This is a genomic window from Vibrio pacinii DSM 19139 (assembly GCF_000711795.1).
Lineage (GTDB): Bacteria > Pseudomonadota > Gammaproteobacteria > Enterobacterales > Vibrionaceae > Vibrio > Vibrio pacinii.
The window spans coordinates 51,813-76,736 of record NZ_KL543978.1 but is presented as its reverse complement, the minus strand read 5'-3'; the positions used below and the strand labels follow the sequence as shown (position 1 = coordinate 76,736).

25 protein-coding genes are annotated in these 24,924 nt (G+C 45.0%); 13 read left to right on the top strand and 12 right to left on the bottom strand.

The window, feature by feature from the left end:
* Window positions 1-227: 227 nt before the first annotated feature.
* A complete protein-coding gene (locus BS19_RS18410) occupies window positions 228-476 on the bottom strand; it encodes a hypothetical protein (RefSeq protein ID WP_038177341.1) in 249 nt (82 codons plus the stop codon).
* Between the two features lie 319 nt (window positions 477-795).
* Between BS19_RS18410 and BS19_RS18405 the strand changes: the two genes are divergently transcribed.
* A complete protein-coding gene (locus BS19_RS18405) occupies window positions 796-1,422 on the top strand; it encodes a DsbA family protein (protein ID WP_038177339.1) in 627 nt (208 codons plus the stop codon).
* A gap of 59 nt (window positions 1,423-1,481) precedes the next feature.
* Here the strand turns inward: BS19_RS18405 and BS19_RS18400 are convergent, their stop codons facing one another.
* Complete coding sequence (locus tag BS19_RS18400) at window positions 1,482-3,260, bottom strand: alpha-amylase family protein (protein ID WP_038177337.1); 1,779 nt, start codon at window positions 3,258-3,260, stop codon at window positions 1,482-1,484.
* A 377-nt stretch (window positions 3,261-3,637) separates the two neighbouring features.
* On the opposite strand from BS19_RS18400, the gene BS19_RS18395 reads away from it, so the two are divergent.
* The gene (locus BS19_RS18395) at window positions 3,638-3,832 is read left to right on the top strand and encodes a hypothetical protein (RefSeq protein WP_038177336.1); all 195 of its coding nucleotides are present in this window, start codon (window positions 3,638-3,640) and stop codon (window positions 3,830-3,832) included.
* Between the two features lie 55 nt (window positions 3,833-3,887).
* Here the strand turns inward: BS19_RS18395 and BS19_RS18390 are convergent, their stop codons facing one another.
* Together BS19_RS18390 and BS19_RS18385 are read right to left on the bottom strand one after the other, a co-directional pair.
* Entirely contained in the window at window positions 3,888-4,781 is an 894-nt protein-coding gene (locus tag BS19_RS18390; protein ID WP_038177335.1) for a cation diffusion facilitator family transporter, read from the bottom strand.
* A gap of 195 nt (window positions 4,782-4,976) precedes the next feature.
* Window positions 4,977-5,855, bottom strand: coding sequence for a LysR family transcriptional regulator (locus tag BS19_RS18385; RefSeq protein WP_038177333.1), 879 nt, complete (start codon window positions 5,853-5,855; stop codon window positions 4,977-4,979).
* A gap of 143 nt (window positions 5,856-5,998) precedes the next feature.
* Here BS19_RS18385 and BS19_RS18380 point away from each other — a divergent pair, with 143 nt between their 5' ends.
* Window positions 5,999-6,577 (top strand): class I SAM-dependent DNA methyltransferase, encoded by a 579-nt coding sequence (locus BS19_RS18380; RefSeq protein ID WP_038177332.1) that lies wholly within the window; start codon window positions 5,999-6,001, stop codon window positions 6,575-6,577.
* Window positions 6,578-6,623: 46 nt separating this feature from the next.
* Here BS19_RS18380 and BS19_RS18375 read toward each other — a convergent pair whose 3' ends face one another.
* On the bottom strand, window positions 6,624-8,624 hold the full coding sequence (locus tag BS19_RS18375; RefSeq protein WP_038177331.1) for an acetoacetate--CoA ligase: 2,001 nt from the start codon (window positions 8,622-8,624) through the stop codon (window positions 6,624-6,626).
* Window positions 8,625-8,849: 225 nt separating this feature from the next.
* Between BS19_RS18375 and phhA the strand changes: the two genes are divergently transcribed.
* On the top strand, window positions 8,850-9,641 hold the full coding sequence (gene phhA, locus BS19_RS18370) for a phenylalanine 4-monooxygenase (protein ID WP_038177560.1): 792 nt from the start codon (window positions 8,850-8,852) through the stop codon (window positions 9,639-9,641).
* Entirely contained in the window at window positions 9,634-9,963 is a 330-nt protein-coding gene (locus BS19_RS18365) for a 4a-hydroxytetrahydrobiopterin dehydratase (protein WP_038177330.1), read from the top strand. The genes phhA and BS19_RS18365 overlap by 8 nt, the downstream gene beginning before the upstream one ends.
* Window positions 9,964-10,283: 320 nt before the next feature.
* Here BS19_RS18365 and BS19_RS18360 read toward each other — a convergent pair whose 3' ends face one another.
* Entirely contained in the window at window positions 10,284-10,847 is a 564-nt protein-coding gene (locus BS19_RS18360) for a hypothetical protein (protein WP_038177329.1), read from the bottom strand.
* Window positions 10,848-10,902: 55 nt separating this feature from the next.
* Here BS19_RS18360 and BS19_RS18355 point away from each other — a divergent pair, with 55 nt between their 5' ends.
* From BS19_RS18355 to secF, 4 genes are all read left to right on the top strand, one after another.
* Window positions 10,903-11,574 carry an SH3 domain-containing protein gene (locus tag BS19_RS18355; protein WP_084186071.1) on the top strand — a complete coding sequence of 224 codons (672 nt, stop codon included), beginning with the start codon at window positions 10,903-10,905 and terminating at the stop codon, window positions 11,572-11,574.
* Between the two features lie 123 nt (window positions 11,575-11,697).
* Window positions 11,698-12,183: a hypothetical protein gene (locus tag BS19_RS18350; protein ID WP_038177327.1), complete on the top strand. Its 486-nt coding sequence runs from the start codon at window positions 11,698-11,700 to the stop codon at window positions 12,181-12,183.
* Between the two features lie 76 nt (window positions 12,184-12,259).
* Window positions 12,260-14,110, top strand: coding sequence for a protein translocase subunit SecD (gene secD, locus BS19_RS18345; protein WP_038177326.1), 1,851 nt, complete (start codon window positions 12,260-12,262; stop codon window positions 14,108-14,110).
* Window positions 14,111-14,113: 3 nt separating this feature from the next.
* Window positions 14,114-15,016: a protein translocase subunit SecF gene (gene secF / locus BS19_RS18340; protein ID WP_038177325.1), complete on the top strand. Its 903-nt coding sequence runs from the start codon at window positions 14,114-14,116 to the stop codon at window positions 15,014-15,016.
* Between the two features lie 91 nt (window positions 15,017-15,107).
* Here secF and BS19_RS18335 read toward each other — a convergent pair whose 3' ends face one another.
* The 5 genes from BS19_RS18335 to BS19_RS18320 all read right to left on the bottom strand — a co-directional run bounded on the left by BS19_RS18335 (window position 15,108) and on the right by BS19_RS18320 (window position 19,313).
* On the bottom strand, window positions 15,108-15,839 hold the full coding sequence (locus BS19_RS18335) for a dienelactone hydrolase family protein (RefSeq protein WP_038177324.1): 732 nt from the start codon (window positions 15,837-15,839) through the stop codon (window positions 15,108-15,110).
* A gap of 104 nt (window positions 15,840-15,943) precedes the next feature.
* Window positions 15,944-17,092 (bottom strand): L-threonine dehydrogenase, encoded by a 1,149-nt coding sequence (yiaY, locus tag BS19_RS18330; protein WP_038177322.1) that lies wholly within the window; start codon window positions 17,090-17,092, stop codon window positions 15,944-15,946.
* Window positions 17,093-17,417: 325 nt separating this feature from the next.
* Window positions 17,418-18,068, bottom strand: a complete 651-nt coding sequence (gene elbB, locus BS19_RS18325; RefSeq protein ID WP_038177558.1) for an isoprenoid biosynthesis glyoxalase ElbB — start codon at window positions 18,066-18,068, stop codon at window positions 17,418-17,420.
* Window positions 18,069-18,140: 72 nt separating this feature from the next.
* Window positions 18,141-18,326 carry a hypothetical protein gene (locus tag BS19_RS20310; RefSeq protein ID WP_157631213.1) on the bottom strand — a complete coding sequence of 62 codons (186 nt, stop codon included), beginning with the start codon at window positions 18,324-18,326 and terminating at the stop codon, window positions 18,141-18,143.
* Between the two features lie 75 nt (window positions 18,327-18,401).
* Window positions 18,402-19,313, bottom strand: coding sequence for a LysR family transcriptional regulator (locus BS19_RS18320; protein ID WP_038177321.1), 912 nt, complete (start codon window positions 19,311-19,313; stop codon window positions 18,402-18,404).
* A gap of 95 nt (window positions 19,314-19,408) precedes the next feature.
* Between BS19_RS18320 and yjjG the strand changes: the two genes are divergently transcribed.
* The 3 genes from yjjG (at window position 19,409) to phnR (ending at window position 21,970) form a co-directional block, all read left to right on the top strand.
* Window positions 19,409-20,083 carry a pyrimidine 5'-nucleotidase gene (yjjG, locus tag BS19_RS18315; protein ID WP_038177320.1) on the top strand — a complete coding sequence of 225 codons (675 nt, stop codon included), beginning with the start codon at window positions 19,409-19,411 and terminating at the stop codon, window positions 20,081-20,083.
* A 390-nt stretch (window positions 20,084-20,473) separates the two neighbouring features.
* Window positions 20,474-21,064 (top strand): DUF1294 domain-containing protein, encoded by a 591-nt coding sequence (locus tag BS19_RS18310; protein WP_038177318.1) that lies wholly within the window; start codon window positions 20,474-20,476, stop codon window positions 21,062-21,064.
* Between the two features lie 201 nt (window positions 21,065-21,265).
* Window positions 21,266-21,970: a phosphonate utilization transcriptional regulator PhnR gene (gene phnR, locus BS19_RS18305; RefSeq protein WP_038177317.1), complete on the top strand. Its 705-nt coding sequence runs from the start codon at window positions 21,266-21,268 to the stop codon at window positions 21,968-21,970.
* A 69-nt stretch (window positions 21,971-22,039) separates the two neighbouring features.
* On the opposite strand, the gene BS19_RS18300 is transcribed toward phnR, so the two are convergent.
* The gene (locus BS19_RS18300) at window positions 22,040-23,518 is read right to left on the bottom strand and encodes a peptide MFS transporter (protein WP_038177316.1); all 1,479 of its coding nucleotides are present in this window, start codon (window positions 23,516-23,518) and stop codon (window positions 22,040-22,042) included.
* Window positions 23,519-23,796: 278 nt separating this feature from the next.
* Here BS19_RS18300 and BS19_RS18295 point away from each other — a divergent pair, with 278 nt between their 5' ends.
* Window positions 23,797-24,921 carry a M14 family metallopeptidase gene (locus BS19_RS18295; RefSeq protein WP_038177315.1) on the top strand — a complete coding sequence of 375 codons (1,125 nt, stop codon included), beginning with the start codon at window positions 23,797-23,799 and terminating at the stop codon, window positions 24,919-24,921.
* Window positions 24,922-24,924 lie beyond the last annotated feature (3 nt).

Here is a 24,924-nt window from a genome sequence, read left to right as displayed (position 1 = left end):
GGCAGTATGTTCAACAATAAAGTTTTTATTTAAGATTATGATTATAAAGTGTTATTTGTTTTCGTGTAATGAGGGAATAAAAGCGAATGAGTGTTTTTGAATCAGGTTGGGACCTGACTGATGGGAAAGATAACGGGAATTTAATTTTAGCTCTTAATGTTAGTCCTCAAAGGTGTCAGTAATAACAACCGAATCGATTTAGCGCTATTACTGACATTGGGCAACGATTAATGTTTGCGCTTAGGTCCGTGACGAACCATATCTTGTCCTGAGTGGAAAACCTCTTCAGTTACCCAGCGGCCCAAGACGAGCTGATTATCATCATCAAGCACGGCGACAAAACGTCGGCCATCGCTATTATTGGTTGCCAATACAACTCCGGCGGCGTTGCTTAATCCCATCATTCCGCTTTCAATCGCAACAAGAAAGGCTTCAAGTTCTTGTAGGTCGGCAATAATTCTATCGTCATTAATCATGTCATCTCTCAGTTTTACTGTGCTTTTCGTCAGGCAGTCAAGAGCCGAACTTATTCATCGGCGCTACTTTAACTAGCATAGTGAATAATTGCTACTAGTGAGTCGATAAGTGAATAAGCGTTAACCGTTCACTATGGTATTTTAACGTTTATGCCAGTCAGTTGGGCAATGCAGAGCGAGATGACCAGCGCTTGGTAATCATGCGTTGCTAATTTAAATCGTGAGTCGCAGCAATGGTTCGTGACGTAGACAAAGCGACTTGCTACGCTGATTGAACGCTTTACCCCCCGATAGAATTAAATAGAGAGAATCCACTATTATGACGAAAATAACCCCAAACCGACTCTATTATGTTTATGACCCAATGTGTTCATGGTGTTGGGGTTACAAGCCCGTATGGGATAAGATACAACAAGCTTTACGGGATAAAATCGATATTCAGTTTTTGGTTGGTGGCCTTGCGCCTGATTCAGATGTTGCGATGCCGCAAGAGATGCAACAACAAATCGCGGCTTATTGGAAAAAAATTGAGAACTATTTAGGTACCCCGTTTAATTATGATTTTTGGATCCAAAATGTGCCCAGACGCTCAACTTATCCTGCTTGCCGAGCTGTATTAGCGGCACGTCAGCAAGGTGCAGAACTGGCTATGCTTGAGTCAATTCAACGTGCCTATTATCTTGAGGCGCGTAATCCCAGTGATAGTGATGTTTTGATTGAACTGGCTCAGCAGGCAGGCTTGAATCAACAGCAGTTCGTCGTAGATTATGGCTCAGCGGAAATCGACCAAATGCTCAAGCAAGAGATCGCCTTTGCGCGCAGTATCGGTGGCAATAGTTTCCCTTCGCTTTTTGTCGAAACGGCTCACGGGATAGTCGAGCTGCAGGTTGACTATCAATCTGCCCAAAACACTATTGGCCAGATTGAACAGTTGATTGATGAGTAACTAACCAATTGAGGCCGCTACTCACCTCACGAGAGCAAAAATCAATGCGTTTTGATATTTTACCCAAGCTCATCTAAGCAGAGAAAGTGCGTGGCGAGCGGCGCCAAATGTATCGGTATGGTTGCGCCATGCTGATTAACTTGCATTGGGTAGCTTGTGTGATTGAGTTTATCGATAAGCTCATAATGGCCAGCTGACAATTGCCATAATTTGACCAAGTGATGAGGAATCGTCAGTTCAATTGTTTTGCCTTTCTCGCGACTGAAATTGGTGGCAATGATCACCGCTTGTTGGTTGTCTGAGCGCGCAAAGGCGTACAACTGATGCTGCATGTCGGCAAAGTTTTGGTAGTTTTCAGCGTAAAGGTCATGATAATCGCCGCTTAGCGCAGGGCTGCTTAACGCTAGGTTAAGCAGCCGAGAGTAAAACGCCCTTAGTGTCTTTTCAGACTCACTTAACAGTGCGCCATCAAAGCGGCCGTGATTCATCCAGCGTTGATGACTAGGGACACCGATATAATCGAAAATTGAGGTACGAGAGGGTTGACCAAAGCCCGCCATCTCTGCGCCGATTTCTCCGACCTCTTGGCCAAAGTAAATCATGGTTGGTGAGGTCGATAGACAGGTCGATACCAACATCGCTGGCTTACCATTTTCCCCGCAGCCGGCAAAGTGCTCGCAGGCAAGGCGCTGCTCGTCGTGATTATCGAGAAAATGCAGCATGTGATGTTCGATATCGCGCAACTCATGCTGAATACGACCAATATCAGCGGTCGAAGCTTGGTGGCGAATTATGGCTTTTAAGGTGTCGTACAGATCCACCTTGTCATACAAGTAATCCATTTTACCCAGTTGAATATAATCGCGATAGAGCGCAGGTTGATACACTTCAGCGATCACTATCGATTGTGGGTTAGCATGTTTGATCGCTGAGTTTAAAAAGCTCCAGAATTCGACCGGAACCATTTCTGCCATATCAAAGCGAAAGCCATCCACCCCTTGTTGTAGCCAGTAGAGCGCGATATCACGAAATTTATACCAAGAGTCGGGCAGCGATTTTCCTTGCCAAAATTGGTAGTGATCGTGATGTGAACGATGGTGATACTCAGTGGGTAAAAGCTCGAAATCTTTTGAGCCATCAGGGCGTACGCCGTAATTAATCTTAACGGTTTCGTACCAATCGTCATGATTTGGTTTCGCCAGTCGAGAGCCATTACCCGTCCATTTGGCCGGACATTCGTGGTAAGGCGTTGTTAAGTCGGGATGTGCCTCACCACCAAGCGGAGGTTGATGCGTCAACGTGTCTGGCAGCTCAAAGCGTTGGCCAGGAATATAATAGAAATTGTTATCGCGTTGGTATTCAACATGGGGGTTATCGTCAGCGCCAAAGTCGCGCACGCCATCAGGATTGTTGCGGCCTTTATACACTCGAGCGACATGGTTGGGGACGATATCAATAATCACCTTCATACCAGCGTTGTGCGTGCGTTTGATCAGTGCAGAAAACTCTTGATTGCGCTTAGCAGGATCATCAGCAAGATCTGGGTTTACTGAGTAGTAGTCTTTAACCGCATAAGGTGAACCCGCGCGGCCTTTGACAACACTTGGGTGATCATTGTCAACGCCAATCTCGGTGTAATCGCCAACTAAAGCGTGATGAGGTACGCCAGTGTACCAGATATAAGTGATACCAAGTTGGCGGATCTTTTCTAAGGCGAGATCAGTAAAATCGCTAAATTTACCAACGCCATTTTGTTCAATGGTGCCCCAAGCTTGATTGTTGGAGTTGGTATTGCCAAACAGACGGGTGAAAACCTGATAGATATTATGTTTTTTCATTTTGTCGGGTCGCTATCTTTGTTTGCATATAGGCTAGATCATGGCTCAAGTTAGCAACTCATCCCTTAATCAACCATCGGGGGCGTAGAGATGGAAAGTGTGATTGAGGTTTCGCTTTCGGCGTGAGACGCTCAAATCAAAGGCTTGGTTGGAGCAGTGTGTGACTAGTCACTAATTCTCGTTAATAGTTAGAATAAAGTCACAAAGCCAAGATTCATTTTTCTATTCAAACATCAGTATAAACGGTATAAATTGCTTTTATATCAACGTTTAGTCTGGTGTTAAGCCGTGATATTTTCGCCAGATACGATGTTGACACAGCAGAGCGGTTTTCTACGCTTAGTGATGAACTAACGTCAGATGAAAAGGAGAACATAATGGCGAGATTCCAACAAGACATCCCCGAGCGCGTTACCGTTTATCACGATGATATTGACCAAGAAAAAGCCCTCAAAAATGCCATGTTGCCTGAAAAACCAAGATACTTTAATGGCTCCCCGACATACGAGGCGAACAGCATTGATGAGTTTAAAGATAAATTAAGTCACATCGGGATGTCATTGGATAATTAACATTCGCAGACCCAGTAATGATAATAGGCAGCCATCGCGGCTGCCTATGTTGTTTTTAGTGGGCGATGTTCATGGTGAGGTTAAGATCGAGGGATAGTCTCGATAACTTGTCTTTTAAAATACGACGTGTCTTTTCTAGATCTGCTACCTGCAGTTGCTGGCCAACGGGGTGCACATCCAGTTTTACACGCAACTCACGTCCAACTTTGGTCACAGCTGCTACTTCGAATTGTTGTGCCACTTGATGTTTTAGTGCTGACACTTCTTGATCCACAGCTTGGCAGATCTCTTCGGTGGGTTTCATCATTAGCATTTCACGTAGTGCGCCACGCAGCATGTCGAACGGCACCTTGATGAAATAGAAAGACATTAAGATCATCATCATTGGGTCAGCATAGACGGCGAACTGTGCAAAAGGAGACAATGACACGAACCAAGCAATAATAAATCCAAGTGTGACCGCCACACTGAGCAAGGTGTCCATTTGCCACTGTTTCGTTTCGGCTTCGATCAGACCTGAAGAGAAGCGTTTAGACTTCTTAGCAATATGCCACCATGCATAGCCACAACCAAGTACGTTGACAACACCAAATAGCGTCGCGATGCTCGTATCGACTTCACGGCCGCCACTCATTACTGAAATGACCGCAGAATATAGCGAATAGCCGACGATGGCCAAAATGACACTGCCTTTGGTGGCGATAACAATCGGTTCTAGTACCGATTTACCAAATGGAAACTGACGTTTCGATGGGCGTTCAATAAACTTAGAGACAGCCAGCGACAATAATGTTAACAGTAGGCTGACTAAGGAATAAACACCATCAAAAACAATTACCAATGAACCGACAAGCAAACCAAGTATCAAACCTCCGGCGGCAAAGCCCGATGCAAGCATTGCTGAGAAGGTTAAAATACGTTTTTCGTTTAGACTTGTCCTAGCACACATGGTGAACTCTCTTATTTGAATACCTGTATAGTGTTCTCATTTTAAGAGAATTAGACAACTACAATCTAATTGAAGAGTAAGTGATTTTGAGTGAATTTTAAACATTGCCAATAAAAACAATAGTTTATGTTAATATGTTGCTGTCATTAATTTTGACGCTGAGTGACCTTAATCACTGAAAAGGCTTGAATTTATTTAGAAGTCAAAGAGATATTCGTTTAATTTGTCTGCCAACCAAGACATGCCTGGGTGCTCAGCCATCCCTGCTGCAGTAAACATACAATAGTCCTCTTGGGTTAAACCGTAAGTATGCTTGATGACGGCAAGTTCTTGCTGACGCAGTAAATGACGGATCAGTGGCTCAGGAAGAACTCCCCAAGCATTCTCTTTCAGAATGGTGTTAAGCATGTAATCAAAGCTTGAAAAGCCAATATAACGCAGAGAAAACGGCTGCAGTTCAGGGTTATCCTTCTCATTGAGGTAAACCATCACTGCTTGCATCGCATTACGCAGGTCATCGTCCGAGACGCGACGCAGACGGGCGAGAGGGTGGCTTGAACGACACACCGACATCATCCGAATTTTACCAAGCGGTTGGTAAGTAATGTGAGGATTATCGATGCGTTCATAGTCAACACCAAAAGCAAAGTCGACTTGTGATGTAGCAACTAAGTTAGCGAGGTCGCCACTTGAAGCGAGCACGGTATTAAACGAGGTCGCGGGGAAACGATTATTCAATCGGTGCGATAAATCTTGCCACAATTCGTCAGGCAGTGAGTCGTCACGAGCGATCCATATTTCGGCGTTAAACTCACCTGAAACTTGAGCGCAAGTTTGGCGGATACGTGCAGCGGTAACCAATAAGTTTTGGCTATCTTTATAGATGGCTTTGCCTGCTTCTGAAAGCATCAGATTATTACCGCTACGAACAAACAGTTCGACGGCAAGATCTTTCTCTAACGCTTTGATTGCCATGCTTAATTTGGTGCGATTACACTCTAACTGACGCGCTGCCTCCGAAACGGAACCCGTATCAGCAACAGTACAGAATGCTTCGATCTGCGATAAGTTCATCTTTTAAACAAATTGGTTGGCTTAAAAGCGATATTATCTCAATCTTAGCGAATTGTCTGTTTTCCGAATTGAAATGCTATTAATTTCATGTAGTTTTGATACTCTTGGTAACGCCTAATGAATGTAGTTACAGGGAGATCATGATGGCTAATAGTTGGGACGATGTCGCGGCAAACTGGGACTCGGAAGCATCCACAAATACCTATGCGGACAAAGCGTTGCAATCTTTGCTTCAGTTCGTTGATGTGAAAGGAATGCACATTTTAGATTTTGGTTGTGGAACCGGACTACTCAGTCAACGTTTGTCACCAATGGTAAAAGATATTGTGGCATTAGACAGTTCTGAAGCCATGATCGAACAACTCGATATGAAAGAGCTACCCAATGTAGAACCTGTTGTTGATACGCTCACTCGTGGTTTGGTTGCGTTGCATCCGGCGTTTCGCACCCAGTTTGACTTAGTGGTGGCGTCATCGGTATGCAGTTTTGTGCCGAGTTACTCTGAAGTGGCGGATATTGTTTTTAGCCTAATTAATAAAGAGGGCTACTTTATCCATTGGGATTGGTTGTCAGAGACCGATGAACCGGGCGGCATGACCATTCAACATGCTCAGCAAGTCTTGACCAGTGTCGGGTTTAGCCGCGTCGAGATAACCACACCATTTGAGGTTGAAACACCACAAGGCAAGTTCAAAGTCTTGATGGCCTTGGCGCAGAAATAGTCATAAATACAAATTGAAGCCCGGCAATGATGCCGGGTTTTTTGTTTCAGTTAATAGGCTGGCGCTGATATTGCGCGACTTCCTCAAGTGCCGAAGGGTTGGCTATCGCGCCCAAATTTTGTACGTCGAGCCCGTGCAGCACCTGCTTGACTGCCAACTCGACTAATTTACCTGATTTCGTCTTAGGAATTTCATTTAATCGATAGATTTCAGCAGGAACATGGCGAGGTGAGCACTGTATACGTAAGGTTTGCTTGATACTTTGTTGCAATTCGTCATCGAGCACAGCGCCATCAGTCAGTTGGACAAACAGCACCACGTTTTCATCACCATCAACACGTCTGGCGACGGCGATTGAGTCTTGAATTTCCTCTAGTTGATTCACTTGCTGATAGATTTCAGCTGTGCCGATGCGAACGCCGCCCGGATTGAGCGTTGTATCGCTTCGGCCATAGAAAATCATCCCGCCGTGTTGGGTCATTTCTACATCGTCACCATGATGCCAAGTATCGTTGAATTTATTCCAATAGGCGTTATGGTAGCGTTCACCATTGTCATGCCAAAAGCCGAGTGGCTGATTGGGGAAACTATTGCGACAGACGAGTTCACCTCGCTGTGCAACGACTTCTTTCCCCTGCTGGTCGAATACCGTTACATCCATTCCTAAACCTGCGCCTTGGCACTCGCCGCGATAAACCGGAGAAATAGGATTACCCAAGACAAAACAACCACAGATATCGGTGCCGCCCGCAATCGACGCTAGGTGGACATCTACCTTGATTGATGAGTAGACAAAATCGTATTGCTCTGGATAGAGTACCGAGCCTGTTGAGCAGAGGGTTTTGAGCGAATCAAGCGTATAGCAACTGCTTGGAGTAAACTGACTTTTTTGCAGCGCTTCTAGGTATTTTGCCGAAGTACCAAACAGCGTCACTTGCGCTTCTTGTGCCAATTGCCAAAGAACGTTGGGGTTAGGGTACATTGGGCTACCATCAAAAATGACCAAAGTAGCGCCGCTGGCTAGTGCAGATACATGCCAGTTCCACATCATCCAGCCACATGTCGTGTAATAAAACACGCGATCTTTCGGTTGAACGTCACAATGCAATTGATGCTCTTTGAGATGGCTAAGGATAGTGCCCCCAACCGAATGGACAATGCACTTAGGCTTGCCGGTGGTGCCTGATGAATAGAGCACAAACAAGGGATCGTTAAAACTGATGCGTTCGAAGTTGATCCCGCGCGGTAGAAAGCTGGCTAAGATCGCTTGCCAATCGGAAAAGAAATCGCCGTGGTCGTCTTGAGACAAATCGGTTTGTAGATAGTCAATCTGACAAGTATTAACCAGACTGGGAAGTGCATCAGAGATTTGACGATTTTTTTCTTCGATATGAAAGGTTTTACCGTTGAAGTCATAGCCGTTACAGCAAAACAGTACTTTAGGGTTGACCTGACCGAATCGCTCTATCACGCTTTCAGTGCCAAAATCGGGCGAGGTTGATGTCCAAATCGCGCCAAGGCTGGTGGTGGCGAGCATCGCGATAACGGTTTCTGGCATATGCGGCAGATAACCCGCGACGACGTCTCCTTTTTCTACGCCATTGTGTTTTAGCCATTGCTGTAATATTGACACTTGATCACACAGATCTTGCCAAGTGAGCTGACGACTTTCACCGCGTTCATTTTTGAACCAAATCGCCGTATCATCGGGGGCTTGAAACGAATAGGCCAGTAGGTTTTCAGCGTAGTTAAGTTGTGATTGTGGGAACCAAATGGTGTCGCGACTTGGATTAAAAGCTCCCCATTTGGCTAGACCTTCACCCAAAATACAGTCGCCTTTGTAGCCGATAACGTCACAAAACTGCCAAATCTCTAACCAAAAATCTTTCTTGTAATCGATAGACCATTGATGCAGTTCTGCATAGCTATCGATAATATCACCTTGAATATTAACGTGTTTCATAAAATTACTAAGATTGGATGACTCAATTCGGTCACTACTCGGCACCCAAATAGGGTCGGGAAAATTTGGGTCTGGGTTAGTCATGACATCCTCGTCTCATCGCTCTCCGTTATAGGATTAAGTTTTGATGAATTTATAAGCAAAGTCAAACTTAGCCCACGACAACAGATAGCTGAAAAATAAGAAAAAAGCCGTCAAATGTAAACATTATGTTACACAAAGGGCTGTAGGCAGAGTACGCCGATAAAATTGTCACCAGCCAGTGGTAGAGATAGTCTGAATGTGAAGGAATTGTTAATGGAGCTAGGTATGGCGCAATATCATTCTAAACCTGTCAATGCTCAGGGCATTGTTGATTGGAGCATAGAAGAAGATCTAATCTGGCGAGATTTGGTCAAACGTCAACATCATTTGGTGGAAGAGCGTGCTTGTAAAGAGTATCTAGCGGGCCTTAAGTTATTGGACTTACCGCTAGAGCGTGCACCACAGATTGTCGATATTAACCAGGTGCTTAAAGAGGCAACGGGTTGGCAAGTCGAGCCTGTACCTGCTTTGATTAACTTTGACCGTTTTTTCGCGCTTTTGGCCGAGAAAAAATTCCCAGTTGCGACCTTCTTACGCAGTCGGCAAGAGTTTGATTACCTACAAGAACCAGACTTCTTTCATGAAATATTTGGTCATTGTGCAATGTTGACCAATCCTGAATTCGCCGAGTTTACTCGCACCTATGGCATGTTGGGCCGCGAAGCATCGGACAAAGAAAGGGTTTATTTGGCACGACTTTACTGGTTTACCGTTGAGTTTGGTTTGGTTAAAGAGGGAGACACGACCAAGATTTATGGTGGAGGGATTTTATCTTCGCCAGGTGAAACGCTCTATTCATTAGACGACCCACAAGCCAAGCGCGAAACGTTTGATATCAATACGGTGTTAAGAACACCGTATCGTATTGATATTATGCAGCCAGAATATTTTGTGCTGGAGGATATCAAACAGCTTTACCAACTGAGTAAGACAGATTTGATGCATCATGTTAAACAGGCAATGAAAGCCGGTTTACTCCCCCCACTATTTGAACCAAAGGAAGTGACTCATGCTTGATGAATTACGCTGCGAAGCTTGCACTAGTAGTGCTGTGGCATTAGGTGCTGAAGAGAGACGATTGCTGCTTACCGAGCTTGAAGGTTGGCAATTACTTGAACGTGATGGTATCCCGCAGTTAGAAAAAGTGTATACGTTTAAGAACTACAAACTAGCATGGGCGTTTGCCAATAAAGTGTCAGAGCTTGCTGAACACGAGTTCCATCATCCGGCGATATTGCTCGAATGGGGTAAAGTAACGGTAACCTGGTGGAGCCATTCTATCAAAGGGTTACACCAGAACGATTTCATCTGCGCAGCGAAGTGTGATCAAATCAATTAACCGAGAAGAACGAAGCATGCCCATGCTTCGTTCTTATGTCTAGATGTTAAGATATACACTCTAATACGGGGCGATTCAGGCTTCAGCTCGCGTCGAGCGAATTACTTTTAGTGAGTGTGACATTGTTTCTAATTGCTCGTCGATCTTCTCTGTTTCATAGTGATATACCGAAATGCAGCAGGCCGCTGCAACTGCCACACCAACCCCCAAATAAGCAACGTATTTTTTAGAGAAAGAACAAGTTTCAATGTTGAAATGATCAGTAATAATGAAACATGCACTAAATCGTGCCGTCAAATAAATGCAAATGATTATTGATGTTAATTTTTGTCAGGCTGTTGTTTCGCTTGCTCAAGCGCTTCAATTTCGTTTTGATATCTCAGCTGCAAGGTAATGAGTTTAGTGAGTAAGTCTTCAATTTGCTTGCTTAACGCTTTATTAAGCTGTGAGTAGTTGAGGCTCGTTATTGCATTACTTTGATTGTCGACCTGCTGACAGTGTTTACTTATTGCTCGCCAACGTCGCTGTTGGTCAGCCACTTGCTCGATTAAAGGCGCAAGCTCACTCCGTTCTTGTTCGATGCGATTGACCACTGCTTGGGACGCGGATATTTGGGCGTTCATACTGGAATGAAAGAGGTGTTTATTGCTTCGCCAAAAGCTGCGAATTTCTTCTCGACTAAACTCTTGGTAGAGGAAAGGTTGTTCGCGATGAAAGGCAAGAAACTGATTGTATCTTCGAGCATGCTGGTTGTACTTGCTATCAAGGGTTTGCTGAAGTTTGAGGGAGCGGTTCCATGAATATTCGTCACAATGGGCTGCACTCAACTGAAAAGGTAAAGTGATTAGCAGGGCTGCCGTTATAATAATGTAGTGCCATTTCATTGCGATAGCTGTTTTGGTCGTCACTCGATAAGTATAGGAAAAGAATGAGACGAATATGAAAAAGGTCATAATGGCGGTTTTACTGTTGCTCGGCGTTGCCTGCGCAGGTGCTGGCTACTACATCTTTTACTACAAGCCGCAGCAAGATGCATTGGCATTGGAGCAAGCACAGGCGCAAGAAGAGCCGGTAGTACCGCTTGTTATTCTTGAAGATGAGCCAGAGCCACCACCACCGCCGCCTCAAACTGATTACTATGTAAATCCAGATAAACTTGGCGTACGTGAGGCTCCAAACTACGACGCGTTTATCGAGAGCGTGGTGTATCGGGGTGATAAGTTACATATTCTAGAGAAAAAAGACGGTTGGGGACGCATTTCTGCTTACTTTGTTTATGAAGAAGGCGGCCCAGAAGTCGCAGAGTGGGTGCCAATGGAAGCGTTACTCGAAGTGCCGCCCACCATTACTAAAAAAGAGCGCATGACAACGCTGAGTGAATATATTGAAGACTCAGATGATTTCAAGCAGCACTTTGAAATGTTTATTAGTACCACCGACCAATTGATCAAAGATGGCACTTGTACGCCATTAGATTTTGAAGAGACCAAAGGGTGGATTCGCTCAGTAACGTTTAGCGAGCAAGAGGCTTACTTTGTTTATTGTGGTGGTCTCAAGCAAGCCAATAAGATTTACTTAAATATTCGTACCGGAAAAATCTTTTATCGTTAGTGACTGTTTATTAGAGCAATAACCGCGTAGACCTAAATACAAACTGAGCTTTTAGAAGTTTTTAGTTGCCTGTGTTTTATCTTAGTTCTACTATCACGCTCTTATTGACTATTTGGCGTGTTAATGTTTCAACGGTTTACTTCTATTATTTGGCTATTTATGTTTGCGATGGTGCTTCCAACGCAAGCCTTTGGCTATTTATTGCAAGCCGAATCGGAAGTTTCTGCACGGTTAAATAGTGGAACTAACGCTCAGACTCTCTACACACACCAAGCTGTTCAAGCGCTGTTCGATAAGGTTAAGCAGCAGCCAGAGTCTGAACCTGTTACTCAATCTGAAGTTTCTCAAGATTGGCTGGCGATTATTCATGGTCACCGATGGCTCAATGGCAATCGTCATTTTGATGAGGGCGAATCATCATCAAATGGTGACTTGCCTAACGTTGAATCAGCAGCAGTTCCGTTATATCGCCTATATAACAAATTACCGCGCGTCGAGCAGTACTTAGCTCAGGTCGCTCGCTACCCATCTTCTTATCGTATCTCAGGCTGGAAAGAATCCAACGCCTTGTACGTTGCTCTCAATAGCCAATTTACTCCTATTTGTTAACTGACTTTACTGATGGTTTTAGCCATCACTGTGATTTTTAGGCGTAGTTACACCGCGCCCCGTTAAGTTAAGAAATATGAAAAAAATGAATCCTGCGAAACAGGCCAAATCTGCGCGCCTGATGAACCACTATTCTGTTTGGAAGTACGTGGTATTAATTGTCACTGTGGTGATGCTGACCTTAAGTGCTATTCCAACATGGTATGGTGAAAAACCATCAATACAAGTGACAGTGTCACCTGGCGCGGAACACTCAGTGTTGAATGATGTCACCGAGCTAAATCATTACCTACAACAACACGATGTCCAAACCAGTCAAATTGAGCAAAAGGGTACTCTGACGACGTTGGTGTTTGACAATGAAACGGACCAAACACAAGCGCGGCAATTGCTTGATACATTGCTGCGGCCAGATGACTCGATTACCTTTTCCTACGTGTCTGTTGCTCCGACATGGCTGTCTGATTTTGGTTTTAGTCCAATTAAGTTGGGTTTAGATTTACGTGGGGGAGTGCAGTTTTTACTCAATGTTGATATCGACAAAGCGTTTGAAGATCAACGTAATAGCTTGACAGAAGAGACGCGAGACTTCCTGCGTCAAGAGCGATTACGCAGTGTACAAATCACGTTAGTCGGTTCTGAAGCATTTGAAATTAAGTCAAATGATCAAAAAGCGCTTAGCCAGGTTACGCAGTTTTTAAACCACAACTATGGCGGTTGGGATATCAAACGTCACTCAGATTCTCTCGTGGTAAAACCAACGGTTGAGAACAAGAGTGAGTTTCAATCGGTCACTTTGCAGCAGAACTTGAAGATCATGCGTGGCCGCATTGAAGAGCTTGGCATTACCGAAGCTTTAGTTCAGCGACAAGGTGAGCACAGCATACGTATTGAGCTGCCGGGTGTTCAAGATCCTTCGCTAGCCAAAAACGTTATAGGAGCAACCGCAAGTTTAGCATTCCATGAAGCACGCACACCGTCTGACAGCAAAGCGTATGGTGATGTGGTGCTAAAGAACAACGAAGGAATGGATGTGACTTTGGCCAAGCGTCCAGTATTAACGGGTGAACACATCATTAATGCGCGCGCTGGGATGGATAAAATGGGCTTTTCTGAGGTGAATATTTCCCTCGACCATGCGGGAGGGAAGATCATGAGTGATTTCTCTGCCGATCATATCGGTAAACCGATGGCGACTGTTTATCGTGAATATACCACCAATGCCCAAGGTGAAACAGAACGTAGTGAACGAGTCATTAGTATTGCAACCATCCAGTCTCAGCTCGGTAGCCAGATCCGCATCACAGGGGCGGGTTCAATGGAAGATGCACAAAACTTATCGTTGCTGTTGCGTGCAGGTTCACTGACCGCACCTGTTACCATCGTTGAAGAGCGCACCATTGGTGCTTCACTTGGCGCGGAGAATATTCAAAACGGCTTTGCTGCTTTGGCGTTAGGTTTAGCGATGACGTTAACTTTCATGGCGTTATGGTATCGCCGTTTAGGCTGGGTTGCCAATGTTGCGCTGTTAGTGAACATGGCTTGCTTGCTTGGCTTAATTGCTTTGCTGCCTGGCGCTGTACTGACCTTACCTGGTATCGCTGGTTTAGTGTTGACCGTCGGTATGGCAGTCGATACTAATGTTCTGATATTTGAGCGGATTAAAGACAAACTGGCAGAAGGGCGTACATTCGCTCAGTCTATCGATCTTGGCTTTGATAGCGCACTCAGTACCATCTTAGATGCCAACATTACCACTATGATTACGGCTGTGGTGCTCTATTCAATCGGTAATGGCCCGATTCAAGGTTTTGCTTTAACGCTTGGGCTAGGTTTGTTAACCAGTATGTTCAGTGGCTTATTTGCCTCGCGAGCAATCATCAATTTGGTTTGGGGACGCGATGCGCGTCGCGATGTAAGGGTTTAAGTCATGGTCGAATTTTTTAAACAACGTATCCGTCGTATTCGTTACATTACCAGTTTTGTTTCGTTGGCCTTAATGGTTGTTTCGTTAATCGCACTGTCCATCAATGGATTAAATCTAGGGCTTGATTTCACTGGTGGTATGGTCACAGAAGTCAAAGTTGACGATCAACTGACTCACACACAAATGGTTGAGGTTTTGCAACCAGAACTAGGGCCGTTTACCAACGTAACGCACTCTGACCAAGATGGGCGTTGGGTGGTACGCTATCCCGTTCCTCAGCCGGGCGAGCAGGGTGCGGATTTAACGCAATTGCTCACAACGATCTCTCAACAAGTCGAGGTTATCAGCAATAGTATGGTTGGTTCTCAGGTTGGCGAAGACCTAATAGATCAAGGTGGTCTTGCACTGTTGATTTCGATGTTATCGATCTTAGCTTATCTCTGCTTTCGTTTTGAGTGGCGACTAGCAAGCGGATCTCTACTAGCATTGGTGCACGATGTGGTGTTGGTACTGGGCTTTTTTGCTGCAACACAGATGGAATTCAATTTAACGGTGTTTGCCGCAATACTGGCGATTCTTGGTTACTCCCTCAATGACTCAATAATCATTGCCGATCGGATCCGAGAATTATTGGTGGCGAAGCAGGCGTTACCTACTGAGGAGATCAATGACCAAGCAATATTGGCGACCTTTTCACGAACTATGGTGACGTCGGGTACGACATTGATGACGGTCTCTGCACTATGGGTTTTAGGTGGTAGTGCCTTACAAGGGTTTGCTATTGCTATGTTTATCGGTATTTTGTCGGGCACTTGGTCTTCGATATCAATTGGTACCGTTTTACCTGAATGGTTAAAGCTTGAACCCAAACATTACTTACCGATAGAAGTCGATAACGCGCCGTAAGCGCAAATAATCATAACAACAAATTATCGCTAAAGCCCCAGGTCTTCAGACTTGGGGCTTTACGTTCTTACCAATATCGCGAAGCGCTATCTTACCGAGTTGTGGCCGTTAAGAACTGGGAAAAGCTTGCCCACGATTTTTCATCGGCATCTTGACGATAACGAGGACTGCCAAAGACGGTAAAGGCGTGTGGTGCGCCGCTGTAGGTTATCATCTCATGGCTGACTTGTGCGGTCTCAAGCTGCTCTGCCAACGAGGCAAAATCTGACATAGAAATCGCGCTGTCAGCGGTGCCGTGCAAGACCATAATTGGTGCTTTGGTCATCTGATAATCTTGCCCTTCAGGTGTACTCAGGCCACCATGAAAAGTAACAAACCCTTTGGCCTGCATTCCAGCTCGCGCAGACTCGAGGACCGCAGCACCACCGAAACAGTATCCCATTACAACGGCGTTGTCGGCATTTGCCCCTAAACTTGCGGCAAAATCTAAGCTACCTTGCATTAGAGCGCGCAATTTGGCTCTGTCTTGGTACAACTCGCCAGTGTGTTGTTTCTTGTCTTTAACTTCAATCGGACGTACGCCTTTACCAAAAAGATCGGCGGCGAAAACGTTATAACCCATTTCATTGAGCATTTGCGCTCGTTTCACTTCATAGTCAGTCAAGCCGTCCCAATCGTGAATCAACAATACGAGTGGTGCATCATCACTGACTTTCGCCCAGTAACCCTCGTATTCATTACCATTTACATTGTAAACTCTATTTTCACCCGCCCATGTGAGCGATGAAACAGCTAGCAAGCACAGCCCAAGTATCGATTTCATTGTACACCTCCGTTTGTTGTACAAGTGTAGTACGTAATTTAACGAGGGAAAGTACAAAAAGCCTCCCGAAGGAGGCTAGAACTGCAAGGAAATCGAAAGCACCTCTACATTGCGGCTTGGAAGATCGCGGAGATTTCGTCGCGAGTCGCTTGCTTCGGATTGGTAAAGCCGCACGCATCTTTGAGTGCGTTATCCGCTAGGGTCGGAATATCTTCAAGTTTTGCACCAAGCTGCTCGATACCATTTGGTATACCGACATCTTTCGCGAGGGTGACAATGGCACTAATGGCGGCATCTGCACCCTGCTCTGGCGTCATTCCCGCGACATTTACCCCCATGGCTTTGGCAACGTCGCGCAGGCGTTCTGGACACACTTGAGCGTTATAGCGCTGAACGTGAGGCAGTAAAATCGCGTTACACACACCGTGTGGTAAGTCATAGAAGCCGCCCAACTGGTGCGCCATGGCGTGGACATAGCCAAGTGACGCGTTGTTAAACGCCATGCCTGCCATAAATTGGGCATAGGCCATTTGCTCGCGCGCTTCAATGTCGTCACCGTTAGCGACAGCAGTGCGAAGGTGAGCTTGGATCAACTCTATCGCCTTAATAGCCACCGCATCGGTAATCGGCGTCGCTGCAATCGAAACATAGGCTTCTACGGCGTGTGTCAATGCATCCATGCCAGTTGCCGCTGTTAACGAAGCGGGTTTGGCCAGCATGAGTTCGGGGTCGTTCACTGAGATAAGTGGCGTGGTATGTTTGTCGACGATGGCCATCTTAATGTGGCGTTCTTCATCGGTAATAATACAAAAGCGCGTCATTTCTGAAGCAGTACCTGCGGTGGTGTTAATCGCAATCAGCGGAAGCATAGGCTTGGCGGACTGATCCACTCCCTCATAATCGCCGATCTGACCACCGTTGGCGGCGACTAGAGCGACCCCTTTAGCGCAGTCATGCGGCGAACCTCCACCCAACGAGATAACAAAGTCACACTGGTGTTGCTTAAGTAGTGCAAGGCCAGCGTTGACGTTGCCAATGGTCGGGTTAGGTTGAGTCCCATCGAAGACCACTGTCGATACATCGCGTTCGCTTAGCAAGTCCTGAACTTGCTTAACCACACCGATTTGATTGAGTACGTTGTCGGTCACGATCAGGCCGTTTTTAAAGCCTTGTGCCTGAATACTGTCTGCGGCGTCTTTTAAACAGCCAGCGCCCATGAGGTTAACAGTAGGGATGAAAAATGCACTTGTCATTGGATTGCTCCGTTATCGTTATTGTTTGCTTTCTGCAATTAGACTCGCATAAAAATCCGCGCAAGAAATTTGATCTCCGACAAGGTTCGATGGCAAATAGGCGAGGGAAGAATCGGAAGTGTGATCCTCATTCATACGGTTAGTTTTAATGAATAAACTTGTTAATAATTAGTGGTTTAGCGCAATCGTTTTCTCAACATATTTAGATAGATAGGCCCGATGAAGCCAAAACTTAGTGGCGAGAAAAAGCAACCCTTTGCTCGAATAACCAAGCAAAGGGCGATAAAAAAGTGAATAAAATTTGTGCTTATTTGTGGTACTTGACTTACGCGAGTTCGACAAGGTGAGTGACGAGTTTGTCGATGCCAGCGGAGGCCTGTGAAATCGTCTCGGCAAGCATATAAGCGGGGCTTGAGAGAACCACATGTTCTGGGTCGAAAATCACGTCTTCTACCGCGCAGTCGACATGCTGCCCCCCGAGTTGATTGAAAGCGGCGGCGATGGCTTGATCCTTGCCAACGGTACCTTTTACTCCGTTAGGGTAAATCATCGGGATAATGATAGGTGCAATGCACAAATAGCCTGCCGGTTTTTTCGCGAGGGCAAAAGCACGACATGCTGAGGCGACATGGGCGTTGATACTGCATTCGGCGCCGTTCACGGCGAAGTCGGTTAGATTTTTGGCGGCGCCAAAACCACCGGGCAGCAAGAGGGCGTCATACTCGTCGACATTGAGCTTGGCGACATCCTCAATGTTGCCGCGGGCGATTCTCGCCGCCTCGATCAACACATTGCGTTTTTCATCCATCTCGTCGCCAGTTTGGTGGTTAATGACGTGTAACTGGTCAATGTTGGGAGCAAAGCAGTGCCAACTTGCGCCGCCCTTTTCTATCGCATGCAGGGCTAATACTGCCTCATGAATTTCTGCGCCATCAAACACACCTGAACCACTTAATATCACAGCGATTTTTTTCATCATTGATTCCCCCTTAATTTATTCAGGGGTCGATCCTAGCCAATTTTTTTCGTCAACGATCTGATGAGGCTCTCATTCTTCAGTTTCGTCTTGGTCATGGCCTGAATCAGTTTGTTCAAACTCTTGTTGCTCGAGATCAGCGAGATCTTTGGAGTAGTTTTTTACTAAGAAAGGGGTCAGCATGATACTTGAGGGGAAAAAGCGTTTCATATTGTTCTCGACTAAGAATTGAATCCGTACCGCTATTGTCGATTGCACTTTGGCTCGGCGAGTTGTTTTAAGTCATTAAATTCAGCGAGTAATAGAATTAAGAGTTGAATTGTGAGCATAGCATCACATCCATTGATCCCAGTAAGGTTCATCAGAGCCTAGTTTGTCGCTGATGAAATCGATAAAAGCCCTCACCTTCAAAGGCATATGTTTACGTTCAGGAAATACCGCATAGACTGCGTGTTCAGGCAGTTGGTAGTTAGGTAGAACGACGTCAATCGCCCCCGCGATAATGTCTTTACCAACGATAAAGGTCGGTAAGTTGCCAATGCCGCTACCAGCGAGTACGGCGCGCCGAATGGCTTCACTATTGTTGACCATCAAACGTCCCTTAGGAATTACACTGTATTGATGATTGGTGGTATTAAGTCGCCATTCATTGCCACCACGGTAATAGCTATACTGTAAGCAGTTGTGCTGGGATAGATCACTAGGCCGCACTGGTGTGCCTTGATGTTTGAGGTAGTCAGGCGAGGCGCACAAGACACTTTTACATGGCGCGAGTCGTTTGGCGACCAAGTTAGACAAAGGGAGATGACCAATGCGGATCCCCAAATCAACCCCTTGCTGGACTAAATCGACCATTTTATCTTCCAATTGAAGATCAATATCGACCTCCGGATACAAAGCCATAAACTCTGCGATTAATGGTGCAATATGCAATACACCAAAAGACATCGGGGCGGTTAATTTTAGGCGGCCACGGGGCTGTCCTTGCAACTCGGTAACCGCGTCGATGCCTTGTTGTGCAAGGCTATAGGCCTGAATGACGTATTGGTAATATCGCTGCCCTGCTTCGGTTAAGCTGAGTTTTCTGGTGGTGCGATTAAGGAGACGTATACCGAGTTCATCTTCTAACTGAGTGATACGTTTACTCACCGCCGATTTGGTGATGTTTAAACGTTGGGCTGCACTAGAAAAACTGCCATTTTCAACCACAGAGATAAATATAGGGATAGACGAGAATGCGTACATTGTTGATTATTAGTAAACAATTAATTCAATTTTTAAAGATTATCATTAAATTGAAAACAATCTACAATAAAGCGATAAAAATGAGGAGAAGATAAATGAAGTACGATTGGATCTTGTTTGACGCTGACGAAACCCTGTTTCATTTTGATGCTTTTAAAGGGATGCAGTTGATGTTTTCACGCAAAGGCGTTGAATTCACCCAACAAGACTTTGCTGACTACCAAACCATTAATAAACCTTTGTGGGTTGACTATCAGGATGGGAAAATTACCGCTGATCAGCTTAAACACAACCGTTTCATCGAATGGGCTGAAAAGCTTCAGACGACGACAGCCGAGCTTAATAGTGCATTTTTAGAAGCGATGGCAGATATTTGTACCTTACTGCCTGGAGCGAGGGAGTTGATGGACGCGGTTCATGGTCGAGCGAAAATGGGGATCATTACCAATGGCTTTACCGAGCTTCAGGCGATTCGTTTAGAACGAACAGAAATGGCGCATTATTTTGAACACGTAATTATTTCTGAGCAGGTGGGGGTTGCCAAACCTGATCAAGCGATATTCAATCATGCATTAGAGAAGATGGGCACACCGTGTAAAAGCAAAGTGTTAATGGTTGGTGATAATCAACATTCCGATATTCTCGGTGGCATTAACTTTGGCATTGAGACGTGTTGGCTTAATCATCAGGGCGTCGAGCAAGATTCAAATATCTCGCCAAATTACACCGTTAGCTCGTTGCACGAGTTAAAAGATATTCTTTTGGCATAACTTCCCAATCGACGGGTTGACTGTACTGTAGCGTAATCTCAGATCAGCCTAGGTGTTAGTTGGGGTTAAATGTTACGCGCTAGTTTTTGGCATTTTCAACCGAATTCCAATAGAACGAATCCGTTCAATTATTTGAGTTTCTCACTCGTGGTGTTGTCTGCGAGTTTGAAACAGACAATCTCAACAATACTTTTCATTTTTATTTCCCTTTGGTTTGATTTCATGACGACTTTACTACCTGCTTGTGTCAGAAGCTGTCAGTAGTGCTCTAGTTCAAAAAAATGCATTTAATTGTTCAAAATATGCACATAGTTTTGTATGTGTGCTAATGGTTAATTGAGTGAACAATTTAAGATGCTGTAAAAGCACATGGCTAGGTAAGGAAGCAATATGTCTATTCAAGGGACGATTGCGCATTGGGACCAGAGCAAAGGCTATGGTTACATTGCTGTCGACAACCAAGATACCAAAGTTTTTTTTCACGCGAGTGACCTAGAAAATGGAGCAAAAGAGCCTTTTATCAGTGAGCCAGTGATCTTTCGTTTAGGCTCAGATGAAAAGGGAGCAATGTGTGCGGTCGAGGTTGAACGTCCATTGGTGTTTAACTTTTCGTTGGCAATTGCCCTGTGGTTTTGCTGCATTTTACTCGGTAGTGTTGTACTACTCGACTTTCCTTTAATCGCCTGTGTTTTTTACTTGGCAATGAGCACTATTACGTACATTGGATACGCGTTTGATAAGCAGGCGATGCTCGCAGGAGGAACGCGCATACCTGAGAGTGTGTTTCACATGTTGAATATCTTTGGCGGATGGTTAGGCGCTTTATGTGCACAAGTATTGATGCACCACAAATACCACGATCTTGGGTTCAAGTTTCTATTTTGGTTAACGTTGGCGTTGAATATCATCATTTATTGCTGGGCGTTAACTGACCATGGTGCGCAAGTGTTAACGACGACGATTGCTTCTATAACGGTATAAGTTGACCACTCATGATGCAAGCAGCGTTAAAGTGCTTCTTGTGCGGTCTGTTGGATGCAATAATTTCGGTCACGCTCATGACATTCGATCCATTTCAGTTTAATGTAAGTCTGAATTTATTGCGTTAAATCATTGAACTAGGCACTGCTGACTCAATCATTTATCGCTACCACATGGCGTGAGTTGGGAGTCAGACAGACTGTGCAGTATGTGATTATTAAAGATGCTATTGTTGAGCAAATAGAGTCTGGTCTGTTAGCTCCTAGGCAAAAGTTACCCGCCGAGAGAAAGCTGGCTGAGTCGTTCAATACCACTCGAGTGACATTGAGAGAGGCTCTATCATTACTTGAGTCAGAGGGGCGCATCTATCGAGAAGATCGCCGCGGATGGTTCATCTCTCCTCAAACACTTAGGTATGATCCTACACAGACCCAAAGTTTCACTGAATTGGCTCAGGCGCAAAATCGCACACCAAAGATTGAGTTAATATCAGCCAAGGCTATAGTGGCCAATAAACAGGCTGCGACTTTACTCAATCTTCCGCCATTTTCAGATATCTATCGAGTTGACCGTGTACGCTACCTTGAACAGCGCCCCGTTGCTTATGTCATTAATTACATTCGACCGGAACTGTTTAGGCATTTATTGGATTTAGAATTGTCGAACTCCCTGACTGATATTTATCGCCAACATTACGATATGGTCTATCAGAAGGTGCGCTATCGAATTAGCACGAGTTCTTTGTTTGGTGATATCAGCCAGGCTTTGAGAGCGACAGCAGGGACACCTGCCATGATTATTGAACGGCTCAATTACAACCAAAATGGCGAACTTATGGATGGTGTCATCGAGTACTGGCGCCATGATGCGATAAGCATTGAGTCGACCACTGAACTAAATCGTTAAGTACCGCTTGCTAAAACAGATAAACCCAAGCTTTGGCTTGGGTTTATCTTTTAGTGACTTAGGATGTAATTAACTTTTTGTTGCAACCAAATCAACGGGTGGTTCACCTGCGCTTGCTGCTTCTAACATTTTACGAATGATCAAAGATGAAGCTAGTGCAATCGCAACCATAACTACCGCCAAAATGGTGAGCAGTTGAAAGTATTCACCGTAAACCGTTTGTACGATGTCTTGAGTGATCGCTTGGCCTTTTTCTAACGCAATAGAGGTAGAGAATACCGCCCCGACAATGCCACTTAGCGCCATCGCTACGGAAAAGAGCGACACAGAGAAACCTTCAATATGTTTTGGTGCCACAGACAGAATAAAGGCGACAACCAAACTACCGACAATCACCTCAGCAAAGGCTTGGAAGAAGTGAATTGCCAAGAAGATTTCAGGGCGAATAACCACATCAGTACCAACGTTCATCACTGCCATGGTCAAAATACCAAACGCGATCGCAGTAAAAATAAAGGCAAAGCCGATTTTGGTCGCCGTGGAGAAGTTAATACCTCTCTTTTCAAGTGTCGAGAACGTCACCGCAATAACAGGCCCTGCAACGATACACCACAGTGGGTTCATTGCCATCGACGCTTCAGGTGCAATTGGGATCAGATTAAAAAGATCGCCGCGCATGGTATTAATGGTCACCATTGTCATGGACGTCATCATCTGACCGTAATAAACAAAGAAACAGGTAGTGAGCACTGTCATGATAAGAATAGTGCCCATCTTAAGTGCATCGGGTTTACTGGCTTTAAATATCAAAGAGATGAAGTACAAGATCGCCGCAGCGCCAATCGCATACACAATGTTTTGACCGATATCCATGTTTGAGAACATAAAAAAGACTAACCCAACCATTGCGGCTGAGAGAGTAAGGAAGGCCAACCAGTTCTTTACGCTAACTGGTGCTTGATCGATGTCAGCGGCCGTGCCGACTAATTGTTTGTTAAAGATGACAAGCGTGATGAAGGCGAATGTTGCCATCAATGCGGAAAGCCCAAAGCTGCCGTGAAAGCCAATTGCCAAAACAAACATTGGGAATAAATATTGACCCAATAAAGCGCCAACGTTGTTTACGGAGTAGTTTACCGGATAGCCGTTTTCGAAGTCTTCTTCTGAAGAAAAGGTACGTTTATAAAGGCTTGGGTAAGAAGGAGACATTAAGCCACGTGCATAACTGGCAAGCGCGATACCAACCAAGCTAAGAGGAACGTTGTTTGTCGATGCGCCGAGCACTAGCAACACGTAACCCGTCGCGAAAGTACCATAGGCGATGGTTAGTGAGCGATAAGCACCAAGGAACTTGTCAACGATAAAACCGCCAGCGATAGCGAACAGTGGGCCAATGGAAGAAAATGCACCAACGACCATCATGGTTTCTGCTTCACTATAGCCGAGATCTTCTAAGAAGAATCGCGTCAGTATGACCATCACGCCATAAAAGGATAATCCAAACATGGCTTGGCAGAACATCATGGACTTATTGAGCTTGTTCCACATAATAATCTCTCTTAATAATAATGACTTAGCATTAATGTCTGCAAATGTCGCCATTATTGGTATGTAATAAATTGAAATAATTATCGCAGAAAGTCATCTTGATGCACCATATTTTCTCAATTTCGCATAATTTTTTACAATGTCCTTGATCTAAACCGTTTGCGTCGGATAAGTAAGGTCGATTTATGCGGCGATGGCAAACTGAACCCGATGTTTTAGCCCTTGCTTTGTGATAGCCTCGGGCATCGAAGTCAATTATGTATAAGGAATGTAACGACATGAAGATATTCAGTAACTTTGATAGCGGCAACATTGAGGTTGTTAGTATTGAAGATAAAGACAACATCCAGTTAAAAATTCCTAATGATAACCAGTCCGAGTTTTATCAATGGTTCCACTTTCGGTTAGAGACGCAAGCAGAGCAAGCACATACCATTTCACTGCTTGATCTTAAAGGTTCTGCTTATCCTGATGGATGGAAAGGCTATGATGTCGTCGCTTCATATGACAGAGAAGAGTGGTTCCGAATTCCGGCTGAGTTTGATGGCGATACGCTCACCTTTACCGCGATCCCGGAGCGTAACTCTATCTATTTCGCTTACTTCGCACCTTATACTTACGATCGTCATTTGGACTTGTTGCATTTGGCTCAAAGTGCTCATCACTGTCAACTCGAAACCTTAGGTCATACTCTTGATGGCAACGACATGTCGTTGCTTACCTTTGGCGAGCCGGAACAAGGCAAGAAGAAAATCTGGATGATCGCCCGTCAACACCCAGGCGAAAGTATGGCTGAGTGGTTCATGGAAGGTTTTATTCAGCGCCTGCTTGATCACGACGACACCAGTGCACGTGCGTTGCTTGAAAAAGCGGTACTTTACGTTGTGCCGAATATGAACCCGGATGGTGCAATTCGAGGCCATTTACGTTGCAATGCGCAGGGAGTCAACCTTAACCGTGAGTGGCAAAACCCTTCAATGGAGAAAAGCCCTGAAGTGTTCTTGGTGCGTCAACGTATGCTTGAAACGGGCGTAGATATGTTTTTGGATATTCATGGTGATGAGGCGATCCCATACAACTTTGTCGCAGGCTCTGAAGGTATTCCTTCATACGATGAACGTTTAGCTAGCTTGGAAAATGCGTTTAAACAGGCGCTTTCAATTGCCACCCCAGAATTTCAAGATCATCATGGCTACGACAAAGACGAACCGGGTAAAGCAAATTTGACCGTTGGTTCTAACTGGGTGGGTGAGCAGTTTAAATGCCTATCTTACACTGTCGAAATGCCGTTCAAAGACAACAATGAGTACCCGGATCCGCTTTATGGTTGGTCACCTGAGCGTAGTGTTAAGTTTGGTCAAGATGTGCTGACTGCGACACTCGCAATCGCCGATAAGGTTTAATTG

Bases quoted from the DNA above. Each gene is read 5' to 3' on its own strand.
- BS19_RS18410 (WP_038177341.1), bottom strand. From the start codon at position 476: ATGATTAATGACGATAGAATTATTGCCGACCTACAAGAACTTGAAGCC.
- BS19_RS18405 (WP_038177339.1), top strand. From the start codon at position 796: ATGACGAAAATAACCCCAAACCGACTCTATTATGTTTATGACCCAATG.
- BS19_RS18400 (WP_038177337.1), bottom strand. From the start codon at position 3,260: ATGAAAAAACATAATATCTATCAGGTTTTCACCCGTCTGTTTGGCAAT.
- BS19_RS18395 (WP_038177336.1), top strand. From the start codon at position 3,638: ATGGCGAGATTCCAACAAGACATCCCCGAGCGCGTTACCGTTTATCAC.
- BS19_RS18390 (WP_038177335.1), bottom strand. From the start codon at position 4,781: ATGTGTGCTAGGACAAGTCTAAACGAAAAACGTATTTTAACCTTCTCA.
- BS19_RS18385 (WP_038177333.1), bottom strand. From the start codon at position 5,855: ATGAACTTATCGCAGATCGAAGCATTCTGTACTGTTGCTGATACGGGT.
- BS19_RS18380 (WP_038177332.1), top strand. From the start codon at position 5,999: ATGGCTAATAGTTGGGACGATGTCGCGGCAAACTGGGACTCGGAAGCA.
- BS19_RS18375 (WP_038177331.1), bottom strand. From the start codon at position 8,624: ATGACTAACCCAGACCCAAATTTTCCCGACCCTATTTGGGTGCCGAGT.
- phhA (WP_038177560.1), top strand. From the start codon at position 8,850: ATGGCGCAATATCATTCTAAACCTGTCAATGCTCAGGGCATTGTTGAT.
- BS19_RS18365 (WP_038177330.1), top strand. From the start codon at position 9,634: ATGCTTGATGAATTACGCTGCGAAGCTTGCACTAGTAGTGCTGTGGCA.
- BS19_RS18360 (WP_038177329.1), bottom strand. From the start codon at position 10,847: ATGAAATGGCACTACATTATTATAACGGCAGCCCTGCTAATCACTTTA.
- BS19_RS18355 (WP_084186071.1), top strand. From the start codon at position 10,903: ATGAAAAAGGTCATAATGGCGGTTTTACTGTTGCTCGGCGTTGCCTGC.
- BS19_RS18350 (WP_038177327.1), top strand. From the start codon at position 11,698: ATGTTTCAACGGTTTACTTCTATTATTTGGCTATTTATGTTTGCGATG.
- secD (WP_038177326.1), top strand. From the start codon at position 12,260: ATGAAAAAAATGAATCCTGCGAAACAGGCCAAATCTGCGCGCCTGATG.
- secF (WP_038177325.1), top strand. From the start codon at position 14,114: ATGGTCGAATTTTTTAAACAACGTATCCGTCGTATTCGTTACATTACC.
- BS19_RS18335 (WP_038177324.1), bottom strand. From the start codon at position 15,839: ATGAAATCGATACTTGGGCTGTGCTTGCTAGCTGTTTCATCGCTCACA.
- yiaY (WP_038177322.1), bottom strand. From the start codon at position 17,092: ATGACAAGTGCATTTTTCATCCCTACTGTTAACCTCATGGGCGCTGGC.
- elbB (WP_038177558.1), bottom strand. From the start codon at position 18,068: ATGAAAAAAATCGCTGTGATATTAAGTGGTTCAGGTGTGTTTGATGGC.
- BS19_RS18320 (WP_038177321.1), bottom strand. From the start codon at position 19,313: ATGTACGCATTCTCGTCTATCCCTATATTTATCTCTGTGGTTGAAAAT.
- yjjG (WP_038177320.1), top strand. From the start codon at position 19,409: ATGAAGTACGATTGGATCTTGTTTGACGCTGACGAAACCCTGTTTCAT.
- BS19_RS18310 (WP_038177318.1), top strand. From the start codon at position 20,474: ATGTCTATTCAAGGGACGATTGCGCATTGGGACCAGAGCAAAGGCTAT.
- BS19_RS18300 (WP_038177316.1), bottom strand. From the start codon at position 23,518: ATGTGGAACAAGCTCAATAAGTCCATGATGTTCTGCCAAGCCATGTTT.
- BS19_RS18295 (WP_038177315.1), top strand. From the start codon at position 23,797: ATGAAGATATTCAGTAACTTTGATAGCGGCAACATTGAGGTTGTTAGT.